This is a genomic window from Thermonema sp. (genome assembly GCF_026003375.1).
Lineage (GTDB): Bacteria > Bacteroidota > Bacteroidia > Cytophagales > Thermonemataceae > Thermonema > Thermonema rossianum.
On sequence record NZ_BPHD01000001.1, the window covers coordinates 130,611 to 145,637 of the forward strand.

Here is a 15,027-nt window from a genome sequence, read left to right on the forward strand (position 1 = left end):
CCTTTAAATTAGAGCGTTCTGTTTGTAAAAACAAGGCATACGGTTCGAAAGTTTATTTTTAAAGCGGTCATTGTAAAGCATACATGATTTTATGGAAAAGATTGAATACATCCGGGAAGCCATTCGTTCTGTGTTGAGCAACCGCCTGCGGGCTGTGCTTACGGCATTGATTATAGCCATTGGCATTACTGCCCTGGTCGGAATACTGACGGCCATCAGCGCCATCGACAACTCGGTAAACAGCAATTTGGCTTCTTTGGGCGCCAACTCTTTCACCATCAATACAGAGAACAACCGGCGGGGGCGTGTCAGAAAAGTAGCTGAACCCCTGCGTTATCATGAAGTGGTGCAGTTCGAGGAAATGATGAAAGATGAAGGCACGGTGGCTATTTCCACGGTGGTGTCTTTTTCAGCCGAGGCAAAGTACCGCTCTCAAAAGACCAATCCGAACATACAGGTGATAGGCGCCAATGCCGCTTATCTGAAACAGCAGGACCTGCGCACAAGCAAAGGGCGCTTGTTTACCGGGCAAGAAATGGAAAGTGGGCGCTATGTGGCTTTGATTGGCAGCGAAATAGCCAAAACCCTTTTTGGCAAGGAAGACCCCGTCAATAAAAATATACGCGTATTGGGGCGCAGCTACAAGGTAGTGGGGGTGCTCGAATCAAGAGGCAGCGATATGGGGGGCGGGTCGCTCGACCGCGGCATCGTCATTCCGCTTACCAACGCACGCATTCTTTTTACCTCCGAGCCTACTTTTACCGTAACCGTGCAGGTCTATCACCCCGAACGCTTCGAGTCGGTGATGGCGGAAGCCGAAATGCTGATGCGGCGTATTCGTAACGACCGCGTGGGTGCGCCTTCTTCCTTCCAAATAGAGCGTAACGAAACCCTGGCAGAAGAGCTTTCTGAAATTACGGGCTATTTAAGCATTGGCGGGGGCGTGATTAGCTTCATCACCCTTTTGGGCGCGGCAGTGGGCTTGATGAACATTATGCTGGTATCTGTGACCGAGCGCACGCGCGAAATAGGAACACGCAAAGCCATTGGGGCTACCCCGCGCCAAATACAATGGCAATTCTTGCTGGAGGCCATTGCCATTTGCCAGCTGGGTGGACTTGCCGGCATCGTGATGGGCTTGCTGATAGGCAATGGTGTAGCACGCCTGCTGGAAATCGACACCTTTGTAGTGCCTTGGGGGGCTATGTTGTTGGGGGTAACCGTTTGTGTGATTGTGGGAGTCGCGGCCGGCTTTTATCCTTCCTATAAGGCTTCGCGCCTGGACCCCATAGAAGCCCTACGTTACGAATAAGTTGGATGTAAGTATATAGCCTTGTATTTCAATACTTCCCCAAAGCATAAGAAAAACAATAAAGAATAATTTAATGTAGGTACAGTTTTTGTAGCCATTCCCGGAGGGCATTGCTAAATTTGTACAATGAAGAAGTGTAAGATACTTGCTTGAGAATAATTTTTTTTTCTTATTTGTACAAATGCAATAAATGCTTAAAAAGTAAAGCTTTATATTTTGATTCTATAGGATGAATGGCTGATATCGTGTTACACTGCCGGTTTTTAATAGGGGGATTGCTACTTTGGATAGCCACATTTCCCTTTGCCCATGCACAGGAAAATGTATCATTTACCGTAAGTGGAACTTACAAAGGGCGCAACATATATGTGCAGAACCCTTTCACCCCCGACCGCAGCCGCTATTGTACCCGGGCGGTTTATGTAAACGACCAACAAGTGTTGGTAGAGCCGCGCGCTTCTTCTTTTGAAGTGGACTTGTCTTCGGTGCCTATGAACAGCCCCGTTATCATCAAGATAGTGCACACACAGGGCTGCAAGCCCAAAATCATCAATCCCGATGCCATCCGGGGCGATGCCGACTTCCAGTTTGTAAGCTACTCGGTCGATGAAAACACTTTGCATTGGACTACCGCCGGCGAGACAGAAAACAGTACCTATTATATTCAAAAGCTTGTAAACAACAACTGGCTGACGGTGCGCATCATTACGGCGCGCGGTAGCAATGGTGAAGGTAGTTATACCGTGCCGGTGCAACACCATACAGGCGTGAACCGTTACCGCATCCGCCATCAGGAGCGCGACGGGCGCGTATATTACTCACCGGAGTTGATCTATCGCAAAAGTGCCGAAGAGGTGCGTTTTTACCCGAAAAATGCCAGCACCAAAATATACTTTACCCAGTCGGTTCCTTATAAAATCACCGACGTAAAAGGAAATGTGCTACTGCAGGGGAATGGCAAATTTGTGGATATAAGCAAGCTGCCACGCGGGGTATATGTGGTACATTTCGGTAATAAAACCGACCGTTTTTTAAAGAAATAAACTTATCAAGTGTATATGAAAGAAGGGGCAAGAGAACAAGGCTTTTGCCCCTTCCTTTTTTGTTTTAGGGCAATTGCTCGTAGTATTTCCACCGGTGGGCAGGTAAGAGGTAGGGGTGCAGTGCCTTGACCATGTCGGCAAGAATGATATGAGGCTCTACCACGCCCTGTTCCCAGTAATCATTGCCGCCGGCAGGCGAAAGGCGACGTGTCCGGTTATATACACGCCCTGTTTGCCATGCTTTGAAATCTTGCAAGCGTGGGTCGGCAGCAGCTATTTCTTCGCGGCTGCGTGCTTGTCCGGGATGCAACCACACATCGGCTTCCATGCCGGCGCGGTATGCTTCTTCAAAGGCTACCGGCAGGCTACCTGCTTGGGGAGTCGACTGCCAGTAATACTTGCCGCCGGCATCCTGTATGAATTGAGCCATGAAACTTTGCCCGCCGGCTACATACCATTGCCCACGGAAAGGCAAGCCGGTAATGACCAAAGGGCGCTCGTTGGGGGCGAGGTGCCGCGCTACCGAATCGCGTAAATGCTGATAGGCTTGGGCGGTTTGTTCAAAGTATTGTTGCGCTTTGGATAGCTTACCGCTAAGCACCCCGAATAGCTTGATCCATTCGGCTTGTGCCAGCGGATGGGTTTCCATCCATTCGAGAATTGGGATTGAGTGCACCCCCAAGCGGGCAAGTTTTTCTTTTTCGGCTGCTTTAAGCGGTGCGGACACCAGCAACAGTTGACAATGTTGGGCGACGGCTTCGAGCGGAAGGGCTTCGTCCTGCAAGATGAACAACTTGCCTTCTGCTGCCATTTGGCGCAAGGAGGCATCAAACACATAGGCAGTGTCCGGAATGGCGCTTAAAAACGGGGGCTGAGCTACACCCAAGGCACGTAAAAAACCTATATGAGTGGTAGAGCGCACCCCTATGTGCTGCAGGGGCAATTGTATGAATGGCAGCTCGCGGTATGCCGCCGGCACTTGGGTGCGGTAAGAGAGCACGTAACGCAGGCGTTCTTGCCCGGCACTGCTGTCGCCAATGCTAAGCAAGTAGGTTTGAGAATCCACGCTTTCGATTTGAAAGTGTGCGTAGCGTATGTCCACGGACGGAAGAGAATCCCCGCCGGCCTGCTGCTCTGTGGGCTTCTCTGCGGGCGTGCACTGCCACAGTCCCAATAAGCTCAGGAAGCAAAGTGCAAAATGATAAAGGTGATGTTTCATGTTTTTACGGGTTTTGGTGCAGGGCGTATAATAAAAAGCCACCCTTGAAAAGACAAGGGTGGCGCTTGATAAAGACCAAACAGCCTTATTTTTTCTTGCTTTGCTGGGCTTTACGCATGGCTTCTTCCAGGCGCTTCTGGAAAGAAGACTGCTTGCCGTTGCCCTTTTGCTTTTTCTTGTTTTCTTCCAAGATGGCACGAATTTTTTCATCATCCACAAAGCGGCGAATAACCAGCTGCTGCCCAATGGTGATGACGTTGGAGCAGAAGTAGTAGAAGCTCAGGCCGGCGGGGTAGGAGTTCAGCACAAACATAAACACGATGGGCATGAAATAACCCATGTACTTCATGGGACCGGCTTGGCTGCCGGCTGTGTTTTGGCTGCTATAATAGGCATAAGCGATGCTTGAAAGGGTCATCAGCAGGGTGAACAAGCTGACATGGTCGCCATAGAAAGGTATGCTGAAAGGCAAATCAAGCACAGAGTCATAAGTAGAAAGGTCGTCTGCCCATAAAAATGCTTCTTGGCGCAGTTCTATGGCATTGGGGAAGAACATGAACATGGCAAACAATATAGGCATCTGAAGCAGCATGGGCAGGCAGCCACTCAGCGGATTCACGCCCACTTGCCGGAACAGTTCCATCTGCGCCATTTGCAGCTCTTGCGGGTCGCTGTATTTTTCTTTGAGTGCCTGTATTTCGGGCTGCAATACTTTCATCTTGCCCATCCCTATGTATGAGCGATAGGTGAGCGGGAAGAGTGCCGTTTTGATGATCAGCACCAACAAGATGATGATGAGGCCGTAGTTATCTATGAACTGTTCGAAGAAGTTGAAAATAGGGATAATCACGTAACGGTTGATCCAGCGGAACAGCGCCCAGCCCAAATAAACGTTCTTTTCGAAGTCATAGCCCACTTTGGACAGAATAGGCACCTTGTTGGGACCAAAGAACAGTTGAAAATCAAGTGTGCTTAGCTTGTGGGGGCTTTCCCAGCGCATGCCGTAATGCTTGACGATGGGGCTATTTTCGTCGGCGGGTGGCGCCACAAACAGCGCTGCTTTTTGAAAGCTTGCAGCAGGATGAATGACCGCCGCACTGAAGAACTGCTGTTTGAAGCTGGTCCACACAACAGGCGCTTCCACGGTCTCTTCTTCCGGCTCTGAACTGATTTCATTCAGGCCGTCGAAGCCGTCTTCGGTCGTATAGTAGTTGACAGTTGCTTTGTTGCGGCTGAGTGTTACGTCTTTTTCCGTATTGAGCATGCTGGCTTGCCAATCGAAGGTCATACCTGCCAACAGCTCGTTTTCAAGCCCTTCGGCTCGTAAGGTGTAATCTATGAGATAAGGCACATCTTGGCGGAAGCGGTAGGTCTGTATGATACGCTTGCCTTCGCCCAAAGCTGCTTCTAATACAAGCTCTTGAGCGTCTTGTTTTTTCACGGTATAGGTGAGCTGTGCCAAGTCGAGTGCGCCATGACGTGTATTTACAATCAAGTGGCGTTTTTGATGCTCGGGGCGCAGCAAATAAAGCGGTTCGCCGGCATAAGTTTTGAATCTCTTCAGCTCCACAAGCTGCGGATAACCGCCCTGCGTGCTCATTTGAATACGCAGCACCTCGTTTTCAAATACGATTTCTTGCGGCTCCGCATCGGTGGTTTGTGCACTGCGGAAGGCTTCGGGAACGAGGGTTGATGCCTGTCCGGTGGGAGCAATGGAGTCGGCGGCAGGCAATTGTTCGTTGTTTTCTACCCGGATGGTATCAGCCGGGGGCATTTCCTCCGGTGGAGGGGCTATGTACTGAAAATACACAAAGGTGAGTACAAAAATCAGTACCAAGCCGATAAACTGGTTTCTATCCATAATGATTTTTTCTTGTTACTAAAAACTCGCTGCAAAGATAGGGAATTCGCTGTAATAAGCTATGAAATGAAGGCAGTGTATGCGTGTGCGGGCAAAAGAGAAAGGCAGGGAAGCATTTATCCCTGCCTTTGCTTGATATTACTGTAATGACTAAGTCAAGCGATTTTTTAGAAGCCGGCAAAGCTCAAGAAGCCGAGTGCCATCAAGCCCACCAAGATGAAGGTGATACCCAAGCCACGCAAGGGGGCAGGCACATTAGAGTATTTCAGGCGCTCGCGGATGGCAGCCAAGGCTACTACTGCCAAGAACCAGCCAAAGCCGGAGCTGATGCCGTACACGCTGGCTTCGGCAAAGTTGAACTCTTTGCTAATCATGAACAGGCCACCGCCCAAAATAGAGCAGTTTACGGCAATCAAAGGCAAGAAAATACCCAGAGCCGCATACAATGAAGGCGACACCTTTTCAATAATCATTTCGAGCAGCTGCACAAAGGCGGCAATCACCGCAATGAAAACAATGAAGGTAAGGAACGAAAGGTCAACAGAAGCCAGCGCTTCGATACCGGTCCATTTAAGTGCCCCTTCTTTCAAAATAAACTCATAAATAAGCCAGTTGAGCGGAGCCGTGATGCCCAACACGAAGGTAACGGCCAAGCCCAAGCCCACGGCGGTTTTCACCTTCTTCGATACAGCCAAGTAGGAACACATGCCCAGGAAGTAGGCAAATATCATGTTCTCTACAAAAACAGAGCGTATTGCTAATCCGAATAAATCCATAGTTGTTGCGTGTTTTTTAAGCTTCTTCTACATAACCATTGCGCCATCTTTGCACCCAAATCACGATGCCCAAGGTAATGGCAGCCCCGGCAGGTATCATCATCAAGCCGTTGCCAGGATAAGACAAGCCGATGGCTTCGAATACCTTGTAGCCGAACAAGGAGCCGGAGCCCAGCAGTTCGCGGAAGAAAGCCACTATCACCAAAATGACCCCGTAGCCCAAGCCGTTGCCGATGGCATCGAGCACAGAGGGCCAAGGTTTGTTAGCCAGGGCGAAGGCTTCCAGGCGTCCCATCACAATACAGTTGGTGATGATGAGCCCCACGAATACCGAAAGCTGCTTCGATACATCGTAAGCGTAGGCTTTCAGCACTTCGTTTACCAGGGTTACGGCCGTAGCCACCACAGCCAACTGCACGATGATGCGGATACGTGCCGGAATGGTATTGCGAAGCAAAGAGATAAACAAGCTTGAAAAAGCCATAACGGCAATCACCGAGATGGCCATTACCAGAGCCGGTTTTAGCTGCACGGTCACCGCCAGTGCCGAGCAAATCCCCAATACTTGCACCGTAATAGGGTTTTTGGCATCCAAGGGGTCGGTGATGAGCTTGCGGTTTTTGGCAGAAAACAGCGGCTCTTTCTCTTGTATTGCTACTTCTTTTTCTTTTACGTCGGTGCTCATAGTTTTAAGCGTTTTGGGTTGTACGTTTGCTACGCAAGAAGCGCTCGTAGGCTTTCATGTAATCGTAAATCATTTGATTGACGCCCTTGCCGGTGAGCGTAGCCCCCGACATGCCGTCCACCTTGTGGGGGTCGTTGGCGTAGGCTTCGTTGCCTACTTCGCCTTTTTGCATTTCTACCCCTACGATTTCGTCTTTTTCATTGAAGATTTTCTTTCCTACGAAACGCTTTTGCACTTCTTCGGTGGTGATGCGGGCACCCAAACCGGGTGTTTCGCTTTTGTGGTCGAAGTTCACCCCTACAATGGTGTTCATGTCGGGTGCCAAGGCTATATAGCCCCAGATGGCATCCCACAGTCCGTTGCCATACATGGGCAGCACATAAGCCACCACTTCACCCTGCTCGTTGCTTACCTCATAAACGGGCAACAAGCGCTCTTCCACGGGCTTTTTGAACTCCTTGGCTATCTCTACGGCTTCGGCATCGACGCCGTCCACCACTTCGCCGTTATGGTTGACTACGTAGCTTTTTACTCTCTCTTCGTAGAGTTTCTGCACGTCAGACCATTGGGCAAGGTCAAGCCCGGCGGTCTTCAGTATGATGGTCTTGCGTTCTATCTCCTGATTGGCTTTTTGCTTGGGCTTCAAGCTCTCGGAGGTGAAAGCCAGCAGGGCGCCGCAAATGGCTGTCAGAGCAGCGGCATAAATGACGAGGTATAAGTTAGACTGTCGCACGGCTTAATCTTCTTTTTTTGTTTGCTTCTACTACATAAAAATCAATCAGCGGAGCCATTACGTTCATAAACAGAATGGCCAACATGATGCCTTCGGGATAGGCGGGGTTCAATACCCGGATGAGGATGGTGATGACCCCAATCAGAAAGCCATAAATCCACTTGCCTGTTTCGGTGTGGGCTGCCGACACGGGATCGGTAGCCATGTAAACGATACCGAAAGCCAGCCCACCCATCACCAGGTGATAGTGCGCAGGCATGGCCATGTAGGCATTCGAAGCAATGGCATTGAAGAAAAGACCGGTCAGGTAGGCACCGCCAAAAGCACTCACTATGATTTTCCAGCTTCCTACGCCGGTAGCTATCAAGATGAGGGCACCAATCAAGCACATCAGCGTAGAGGTTTCACCTATGGAACCGGGAATGGTGCCCAAAAACATGTTTTTGAAAGTGAACATGCCACCCATGTAGTCATTCAGGGCATTCACCACGCTTTCGGCAGAAAAGCCTTGTCCTGCCTCTTGCAGTTTGTTGGCGGTATTGGCGGCAACAGCCAAAGCCGTTTCGCCGGTGTAGCCGTCAACGGTGGCTTGGTTGCCGGTGGCTACCCAAATGCCCGAACCGGCGATGTCGGAGGGGTGGGCAAAGTAAAGATAGGCGCGTGCCGTCAGGGCTACGTTCAGCACGTTCATGCCGGTACCGCCAAATACTTCCTTACCCAACACCACGGCAAAGGCGGTAGCTACTGCCACTTGCCACAGAGGAATGGTGGGGGGCACCACCAAAGGAATCAACATGCCGGTTACCAGGAAGCCCTCGTTTACCGAGTGCTTGCGGAGGCCGGCAAAAGTGAACTCTATACCAAGCCCTACCACATACGATACGATGATGATGGGAAGAGTTTTTTCCAAACCGAAGAGGAACTTCTCCCATCCGCTCATGGCTATGCCGGTAGCCAGTGCTTGCTGATGCCCTACGTTCCACATGCCGAAGAGCAAGCAGGGTATCAAGGCTACGATGACCGTGACCATCATGCGTTTGAGGTCCATGGCATCGCGCACATGCACCTCATGGCGCGGGTCGGTCGTGTGGTTAGGCACAAACAGGAAGGTCTCGAAGGCGTCAAAGACGGGATGCAAAGAGGCAAACTTACCGTCTTTCTCAAAGAGAGGCTTGATTTGATCAAGCTTTTTTCTTAGCCACATCATAGTTTATTAGCTATTTAATAAGGTTTCAATTCCGTCACGTAAAGTCTTCTGCATTTTTTGTTTCGAGGGGTCGATGAACTCACACAAGGCAATGTCTTCCTCTATGACTTCATAAATCCCCAGTGCTTCCATGTTGTCCAGGTCATTGGCGAGGCAAGCTTTCAGCAGGAATTCCACGTAAATATCCATGGGCAACACCTGCTCATAGATGCCCGTTTGTACAAAGGGGCGCTCCTCGCCGTGATAGTTGGTGTCCAGCACATACTCTTTTTTGGGGAAGAGGGCAGACAACATGCCCAAGCCGCGGTGGAAGCTCAACGAGCGGGAGGTTTTGGAGGTGGGCAGTATCCAGCCCATGAAATCATAGTAGTTGCCTTCGGGAATGACGGTCACTTGATGATGATAAAAGCCCAAGAAACCGTCGAGGCTTACCTTCTCACCGGTGAGCACATTGCCCGAAATGATACGCACTTCGTGCTCGTCACGGGTGAGATTGCCTTGCAGGAAAGGACGCAGTTGCGCGCCGCGATACGTCTTATAATATTGGGGGGCGGCTACTTCCGAGCCCGTCAAAGCAAAGATGGTAGTAGCGTCGTAAATACCTTTTAAGAAAAGCTTTCCGATTTGCGCTACCCCGTGCGGATGCACCGTCCATACATATTCGCCTTTGGCTATGGGCGCCAAATGATGGATATGCACTCCTACATTGCCGGCCGGGTGTTTGCCTTCGAAGTAGTTGATTTCCACCCCTTGCAAGCCGCTCAATACTTTCGAAGGATTCTTTGCCGGCAGGCTCAGATATACCTTGCCGTCGGTGAGTTTGCGCAGGGCTTCGATGCCGGCTTGCAAGGCAGCCTCTTCGCCTTGCAGCAGCATGTCGTAATCAGGCGCCAGCGGTGCCGTGTCGAAGCCGGAAATAAAGATGGCTTTGGGCGTATGCTCGGGATGGGCAATCAAGCCGAAGGGGCGCTCTATGATATTGGCCCACACCCCGCTCTTGGCCATGAGGTCAATCACCTCCCGGCGGTTGAGCTTGCCTATTTCATCGAGCTTGTAGGTGGGATACTGCTCGTACTCGAGCGTCTTATCGGCAAGAATCTTGATTTCGAGCGGGAAACGGCGTTCACCGCGCTTCACTTCAATGACCTCACCGCTTACGGGGGCTGCCAGCATCACCGTGGGGTTCTTCTTATCGAAGAAAATGGGTGTGCCCGCTTTTACACGCTCGCCTTCTTTTACCAGCACTTTGGGTCTGGTGATGTGATGGAAGTCGGTGGGCTTCAGAGCATACACATCGGCCGAAATGTCTTGCACGAGCTTATCGCCCGCCTTCCCTTTCAGCCGTATATCAAACCCTTGTTTGAGCTTAATTGTCTTGGACATAGTCGCTATTTATCAAGGTTACAGTTTGAATTCAAAGCATCGCAAAATTAAGCCTTTTTTTATTAAATAAAACCCATACGGCATTTTATTCAGCCCCATATCCAACACTTTGCTTTATTTTGTGCTTTTAAAATAAAAATTGCGAAAATATGCATGGAAACCTTCGCTTGCTCTCTGTCATAAAAATACTGTGCATGCTTTTTGTTTGGGCAGGAAGTGTAGCCTGCCGCATGGAGCTGCCCCACCTTGAGGGCTTCGACCGCACCGCCTGGGTGCAGGACCCCAAAGGCTGCCAAAACCGGCGCCTCGCTTTCGAGACAGCCCTCGCCAAACAAGTCGATAAGCTCGAGGGCTTGCGCCCCGAACAGGTCAAGCGTTTGTTGGGCAAGCCCGACGGCGTGCGCCTCTACCGGCGGGGGCAGTATTTTTACATTTATTACCTTGAAAAAGGCGGGCAGTGTGACGAAACGACCACCAAGCAGGGCAGACGTCTCGAGCTGCGCTTCTCTTCGCTCGACAAAGTCAACGAAGCGGTCATCTTGCATTGAGGCGGGCGCCGCCGTTTTCGAAGTGCTGCCCGGCAAGCCCTTTTTTCTTATCTTTGCATCAAAAACAAGGCTTTATGTTGGGATTGAAACTACCGACCGACCCCCGTTGGGTGAACATCGCCGAAAAAAGCATAGAAGAAATTCTGATTGACCACGCCTATTGCGAGCAAAAGGCAGCTTCTTCTTGCATCAGCTTGATTGTGAACTACCCGGACAAGGAGAAGATAGTGGAGGTGCTCACGCCCGTGGTGGCCGAAGAGTGGGCACATTTCGAGCGTGTGTTGGAAGAGATGCGCAAGCGTGGCATCAAGCTGGGACCCCAGCGCCGCGACGAGTACGTGGTGCGCCTGCATGAGCTTATCCGCAAGGGCGGGGGGCGTGAACGCCGTCTGATGGACCAGCTTCTGGTGAATGCCCTCATTGAAGCACGCAGCTGCGAGCGCTTCCGTTTGCTTTCGGAAAAGCTCTCTGACCCCGGGCTGCGTAAGTTCTACTATGAACTGATGGTGTCGGAAGCCAACCACTATGTGAATTTTGTGAATCTGGCAAAGGAATACAACCCGGAAGCAGAGGTGAAGCAGCGCCTGCAGGAGATGCTGGAAGCCGAAGCCGAAATAATGAAAAGCCTGGAACTGCGTGGCGACCGTGTGCATTGATGCCTCGCACAAGGGCAATACCATATTTTTTTTTAAAAGGCAGTATTCCGGCTGCCTTTTTCTTTTTTTACTCGAAAAGTACTGCTTTGCATCTCTTGAAAAAAGACTATCCTATGCGTAAGCCGTTTTTTACCGGGAAGTCGGGACGCAAAAGCACTACGTCACCTTCTTCGCCCATGACACCCAAAACCAAGCACTCGCTCATGAAACGGGCAATTTGCTTAGGCGGAAAATTGACCACTGCAATGACCTGTCGCCCTATCAGTTCTTCCGGGCGGTAGCGTCGCGTGATTTGCGCAGAAGAGCGGCGCTCGCCCAGCTCCCCGAAATCTATCCATAATTTATAGGCAGGCTTGCGGGCTTCTGCGTTCACTTCGGCACGTGTGATGGTGCCTACGCGCAAGTCCAGCTTGGCAAAGTCTTCGAAAGAAATTGTATCCATTGTTGCGAAGGTTTGGGTGCTACGTTTTGAAAAGCCTACGTCGAAAGGAACAGTGTGCATGGTTTGGGTGTGAAGCAGGCAAAAGCTACACAACTCAAAAAAATAAAACAAGGCGGGCACTGCTTTTTCAGGCAAGCAGGGGCTTCAGGCAGTGCAGAATGCGGGCGGTAGCCCCTTGGTGTCGGTGCACGTAGGCATGGGCAGCTTGTGCGGCTTGGCGGTAGGCAGCTTCGTCGCCAAACAAGCGTTCCATGCAGGCTTCAAAGGCGCGGGCATCGGGCACGGCAAAAGCACCGCCTGCTGCTATGAGCTCTTGCGCTTCGCGGAACTTGCGGTAATGGGGTGCGCCAAACAGCACGGGAATACCATACACGGCGGACTCCAGTATGTTGTGGAGCCCTTGCTTGAAAGCCCCACCTACAAAAGCCACCTTACCATAAGCATACAAAGAAGCCAGCATGCCTATACAGTCGATGAGCAGCACGGTCGCCTGCGGCGCTGCCTGTGGCTGTGCCTTCCATTGGCTGTAGCGTATTGAAGGTACGGGCAACAACTGCTCTATTTCTTTGAGCATGGTTTCGCCGGTGTCATGGGGCGCAATGATGACCTTTTGTTTGCCGGCTTGGCAGCGCAGCCAAGGCAACATAACCTGTATATCTTCTTTCCATGCGCTGCCTGCCACCCAGCAGGGTTGCCCGTCGATGAAGCGCTCTATCTCGGGGAAGCGGCGGCGTTGGCGGGCAATGGCACATACGCGGTCGAAGCGGGTGTCGCCTGCCACTTGTGCTTCTATTCCCAAATGCTGTTTCAGCAGTTGTTTTGACCGGCTGTCTTGTACAAAAATATGGGTAAAGGCGTGCAGCATTGCTTTGTGAAGTGCGCCCCAAGGTTTGAAGAAGATTTGTCCGGGGCGGAAAAGTGCAGAAAATAAAATAAGAGGTAACTTGCGGCGGCTTGCTTCGGTGATGAAGTGATACCAATAATCATATTTAGCCCAAAACACGATAGAGGGGCGGTAGGTATCATACCACAGGCGGCTGTTTTTGGGGGTATCGTAGGGCAGGTAAGCCACATGGTCTGCCCCTTCGTAGTCTTTCCTTACCTCGTATCCTGAAGGCGAAAAGAAAGTGAGGAGTATTTGATAATGTGGGTAGTGTGCGCGCAGGGCTTCCATCAGGGGGCGGGCTTGTTCGAACTCGCCCAGCGAAGACACATGAAACCAGGCGAGGGGGCGGCTGTAGTCGCGCCAATGCTTTGCCCATTTTCCCCGTCGCCCTTCTACAAAACGCCGTATTTTTTCATGAAAAAGCGCAAGCAAGGGCAAAAGCAGCCCGGCAAGGCGCCAGACCGCATTATACAATAGGATGTAAATATGTTTCATGCAACGCTTGTTGTGGGTTCACAAGCGCCAAAAATACATATTTTACTGCGATGCTTGGGTTTTTTTGCCTGCTTCGGGATCGTATTGAATGCCCGAAAAGAAATAAAGATACAGCGTGCGCGCATAGCGGAAGAAGTGGGGGAAGAGCACAAACAGCGGCACCAGCACCCCGGCAAAGTAAGCCCATACGGGCGGCTCGTCCATCAATATGTTGAGCGCCACCAGTACCGTCACGAACAGTGCTACTTGAAAAGCATAGGACACATACATGGCGCCATAGAAAAAGCCGGGTTCACGCTCATAAGGGATGCCGCAGTGAGGGCATTCTTTATACATTTCGGTGAACTTCAAAGAGTAGGGCGGGTATTTGAACAACTTCCCTTCGCGGCAGCGGGGGCAGCGCTGCTGCGCAATGCCCTGCCAGTAACTTCTATGCTTTTGATTGTCCATGGTGCTTTTCTTTAAACTTCTTGTAGTTTTTGTACCAAATAAATCCCAGCACGCCCAGCATCAAATAAGGAATCACCATCATGTAAAGAATGCCGGCATTGATGCCCGACGTGAGCGAGCCGTTGCTTTCAACCGTAGCCTTGCACATGGCACATTGTGCCTGCACCAAAGCCGGTGAAAAAAGGCTTGCTGTTACAAATATAAGTAAGCGCTTCATGATATGAAAGTATTTTTATATTTAAACACTTTGTTTTTTGTTGCGGTTCAGGAGGCAAGTTACGAATTTATACACTTTACTTTTGCCAAATTGTATTAGTTTTGCAATCCGGAACAATTAAACAACAAAGCAATGGTAGAATTGGTTATCAAAAACTTGAAAGAGGTAGAAGAGCAACACCATGACCGCATTGAGCGGGTGTGTAAAAAGAAAGTTACCTTTTTTGAACGCCTGTTCAAGCGCTACGACAAAGACTTGGTTTTGGAAGTTATCTTCGACCACTCGGCTTCCACTTACAAAGTGAGCGCTTCGCTTGATATGAAAAGCAAAAAGGTATTGCTGGCAAAAGAAGACAAAGATCCTTTGAAAGCTGTCATCCATTTGTTGGATGAATTCAAAAAGGTAGTGAAGCGCCAATATGACCACGAGCGCAAGTTGTACCTGTTCAAGCGCAAGCGTAAGTAAGCGCGCCCGGACAGTCTGTGGAGGGGGCACCTTGGCTTGCTCCACAGACTTTTTCGAAAGGGCTTGACAAAAAGACAAAGGCATTATAAATTTGCCCTGCAAACAAGCCACTTTAGCTCAGGTGGTCAGAGCGACTGATTCGTAATCAGTAGGTCGGCGGTTCGAATCCGCCAAGTGGCTCATTAGGATATGCCCTTGTGCGGTGCTTGCCCACAAAACAGAAGAAAGTACAGAAGCGGAAGACCATAGCCTTCCGCTTTTTTATTGCTCGAGAAGCCGGGCGGGCAATCCTACATACAATTGCCCCTCTTGCCATTGCAGTGGGAACACCCGGGCATCGGAACAGCCAAAATAATGGGCAGCCGGTTTGCCGCTGCGCAGGTCGAAGCGGTAATCGTGCAAGGGGCAAATAATTTCGTCATAGTCGTTCAGCCTGCCTTGGTGCAAGGGCGCTCCCCGGTGGGGGCAGGCATCCTGAATGGCATACAATTTGCCTTGGGGGGTGTGTGCCAGGCAAAGGAAGAAACGCCCGATGCGCAGACGGCACAGCTTGCCCGGGGGCAGTTGCTCGTGCAGTTGCCCGCTTTCAAAAGGCAGGGCTACCCATTGTATGCTGCTATCCATAGAGTGGCAGTAGTACTAAAACAAC

Annotated in this window: 17 protein-coding genes and 1 tRNA gene; 6 read left to right on the forward strand and 12 right to left on the reverse strand. The window is 50.7% G+C overall.

Going from position 1 to position 15,027, the window contains the following annotated elements; genetic code table 11:
• The first annotated feature begins 91 nt into the window (after positions 1-91).
• Both QVE43_RS00575 and QVE43_RS00580 read left to right on the forward strand, forming a co-directional pair.
• Complete coding sequence (locus QVE43_RS00575) at positions 92-1,312, forward strand: ABC transporter permease (protein WP_288003761.1); 1,221 nt, start codon at positions 92-94, stop codon at positions 1,310-1,312.
• A 233-nt stretch (positions 1,313-1,545) separates the two neighbouring features.
• A complete protein-coding gene (locus QVE43_RS00580; protein WP_288003763.1) occupies positions 1,546-2,355 on the forward strand; it encodes a hypothetical protein in 810 nt (269 codons plus the stop codon).
• A 64-nt stretch (positions 2,356-2,419) separates the two neighbouring features.
• Here QVE43_RS00580 and QVE43_RS00585 read toward each other — a convergent pair whose 3' ends face one another.
• The 7 genes from QVE43_RS00585 to QVE43_RS00615 form a co-directional block, all read right to left on the reverse strand.
• Positions 2,420-3,574, reverse strand: coding sequence for an ABC transporter substrate-binding protein (locus QVE43_RS00585; protein ID WP_288003765.1), 1,155 nt, complete (start codon positions 3,572-3,574; stop codon positions 2,420-2,422).
• A gap of 85 nt (positions 3,575-3,659) precedes the next feature.
• Positions 3,660-5,435: a membrane protein insertase YidC gene (gene yidC / locus QVE43_RS00590; RefSeq protein WP_288003767.1), complete on the reverse strand. Its 1,776-nt coding sequence runs from the start codon at positions 5,433-5,435 to the stop codon at positions 3,660-3,662.
• A 167-nt stretch (positions 5,436-5,602) separates the two neighbouring features.
• A complete protein-coding gene (gene nqrE, locus QVE43_RS00595; RefSeq protein ID WP_038030799.1) occupies positions 5,603-6,211 on the reverse strand; it encodes an NADH:ubiquinone reductase (Na(+)-transporting) subunit E in 609 nt (202 codons plus the stop codon).
• 16 nt (positions 6,212-6,227) lie between these two features.
• Entirely contained in the window at positions 6,228-6,896 is a 669-nt protein-coding gene (locus QVE43_RS00600) for an NADH:ubiquinone reductase (Na(+)-transporting) subunit D (RefSeq protein WP_051633212.1), read from the reverse strand.
• A 4-nt stretch (positions 6,897-6,900) separates the two neighbouring features.
• Entirely contained in the window at positions 6,901-7,629 is a 729-nt protein-coding gene (gene nqrC / locus QVE43_RS00605) for an NADH:ubiquinone reductase (Na(+)-transporting) subunit C (protein WP_038030801.1), read from the reverse strand.
• The gene (locus QVE43_RS00610; protein ID WP_288003771.1) at positions 7,616-8,836 is read right to left on the reverse strand and encodes an NADH:ubiquinone reductase (Na(+)-transporting) subunit B; all 1,221 of its coding nucleotides are present in this window, start codon (positions 8,834-8,836) and stop codon (positions 7,616-7,618) included. Before QVE43_RS00610 ends, nqrC begins: the two co-directional genes overlap by 14 nt.
• 6 nt (positions 8,837-8,842) lie before the next feature.
• Positions 8,843-10,219, reverse strand: coding sequence for a Na(+)-translocating NADH-quinone reductase subunit A (locus QVE43_RS00615; RefSeq protein ID WP_038030806.1), 1,377 nt, complete (start codon positions 10,217-10,219; stop codon positions 8,843-8,845).
• Positions 10,220-10,368: 149 nt separating this feature from the next.
• Here QVE43_RS00615 and bamE point away from each other — a divergent pair, with 149 nt between their 5' ends.
• Positions 10,369-10,767, forward strand: a complete 399-nt coding sequence (bamE, locus tag QVE43_RS00620; protein WP_288003773.1) for an outer membrane protein assembly factor BamE — start codon at positions 10,369-10,371, stop codon at positions 10,765-10,767.
• A 74-nt stretch (positions 10,768-10,841) separates the two neighbouring features.
• Complete coding sequence (locus tag QVE43_RS00625; protein WP_038030809.1) at positions 10,842-11,423, forward strand: tRNA-(ms[2]io[6]A)-hydroxylase; 582 nt, start codon at positions 10,842-10,844, stop codon at positions 11,421-11,423.
• Between the two features lie 106 nt (positions 11,424-11,529).
• Here QVE43_RS00625 and QVE43_RS00630 read toward each other — a convergent pair whose 3' ends face one another.
• From QVE43_RS00630 to QVE43_RS00645, 4 genes are all read right to left on the reverse strand, one after another.
• Positions 11,530-11,865, reverse strand: a complete 336-nt coding sequence (locus QVE43_RS00630; RefSeq protein ID WP_288003776.1) for a tRNA-binding protein — start codon at positions 11,863-11,865, stop codon at positions 11,530-11,532.
• 127 nt (positions 11,866-11,992) lie between these two features.
• On the reverse strand, positions 11,993-13,246 hold the full coding sequence (locus QVE43_RS00635) for a 3-deoxy-D-manno-octulosonic acid transferase (protein ID WP_288003778.1): 1,254 nt from the start codon (positions 13,244-13,246) through the stop codon (positions 11,993-11,995).
• A gap of 42 nt (positions 13,247-13,288) precedes the next feature.
• A complete protein-coding gene (locus QVE43_RS00640; protein WP_288003780.1) occupies positions 13,289-13,696 on the reverse strand; it encodes a DUF983 domain-containing protein in 408 nt (135 codons plus the stop codon).
• On the reverse strand, positions 13,677-13,913 hold the full coding sequence (locus QVE43_RS00645) for a hypothetical protein (protein ID WP_038030818.1): 237 nt from the start codon (positions 13,911-13,913) through the stop codon (positions 13,677-13,679). The genes QVE43_RS00640 and QVE43_RS00645 overlap by 20 nt, the downstream gene beginning before the upstream one ends.
• A 132-nt stretch (positions 13,914-14,045) precedes the next feature.
• Between QVE43_RS00645 and QVE43_RS00650 the strand changes: the two genes are divergently transcribed.
• Together QVE43_RS00650 and QVE43_RS00655 are read left to right on the forward strand one after the other, a co-directional pair.
• Positions 14,046-14,378 (forward strand): hypothetical protein, encoded by a 333-nt coding sequence (locus tag QVE43_RS00650; protein ID WP_288003782.1) that lies wholly within the window; start codon positions 14,046-14,048, stop codon positions 14,376-14,378.
• Between the two features lie 106 nt (positions 14,379-14,484).
• Positions 14,485-14,558 (forward strand) — tRNA-Thr (locus tag QVE43_RS00655).
• An 81-nt stretch (positions 14,559-14,639) separates the two neighbouring features.
• Here the strand turns inward: QVE43_RS00655 and QVE43_RS00660 are convergent.
• Entirely contained in the window at positions 14,640-15,002 is a 363-nt protein-coding gene (locus tag QVE43_RS00660) for a Rieske 2Fe-2S domain-containing protein (RefSeq protein ID WP_288003784.1), read from the reverse strand.
• Positions 15,003-15,027: the final 25 nt, after the last annotated feature.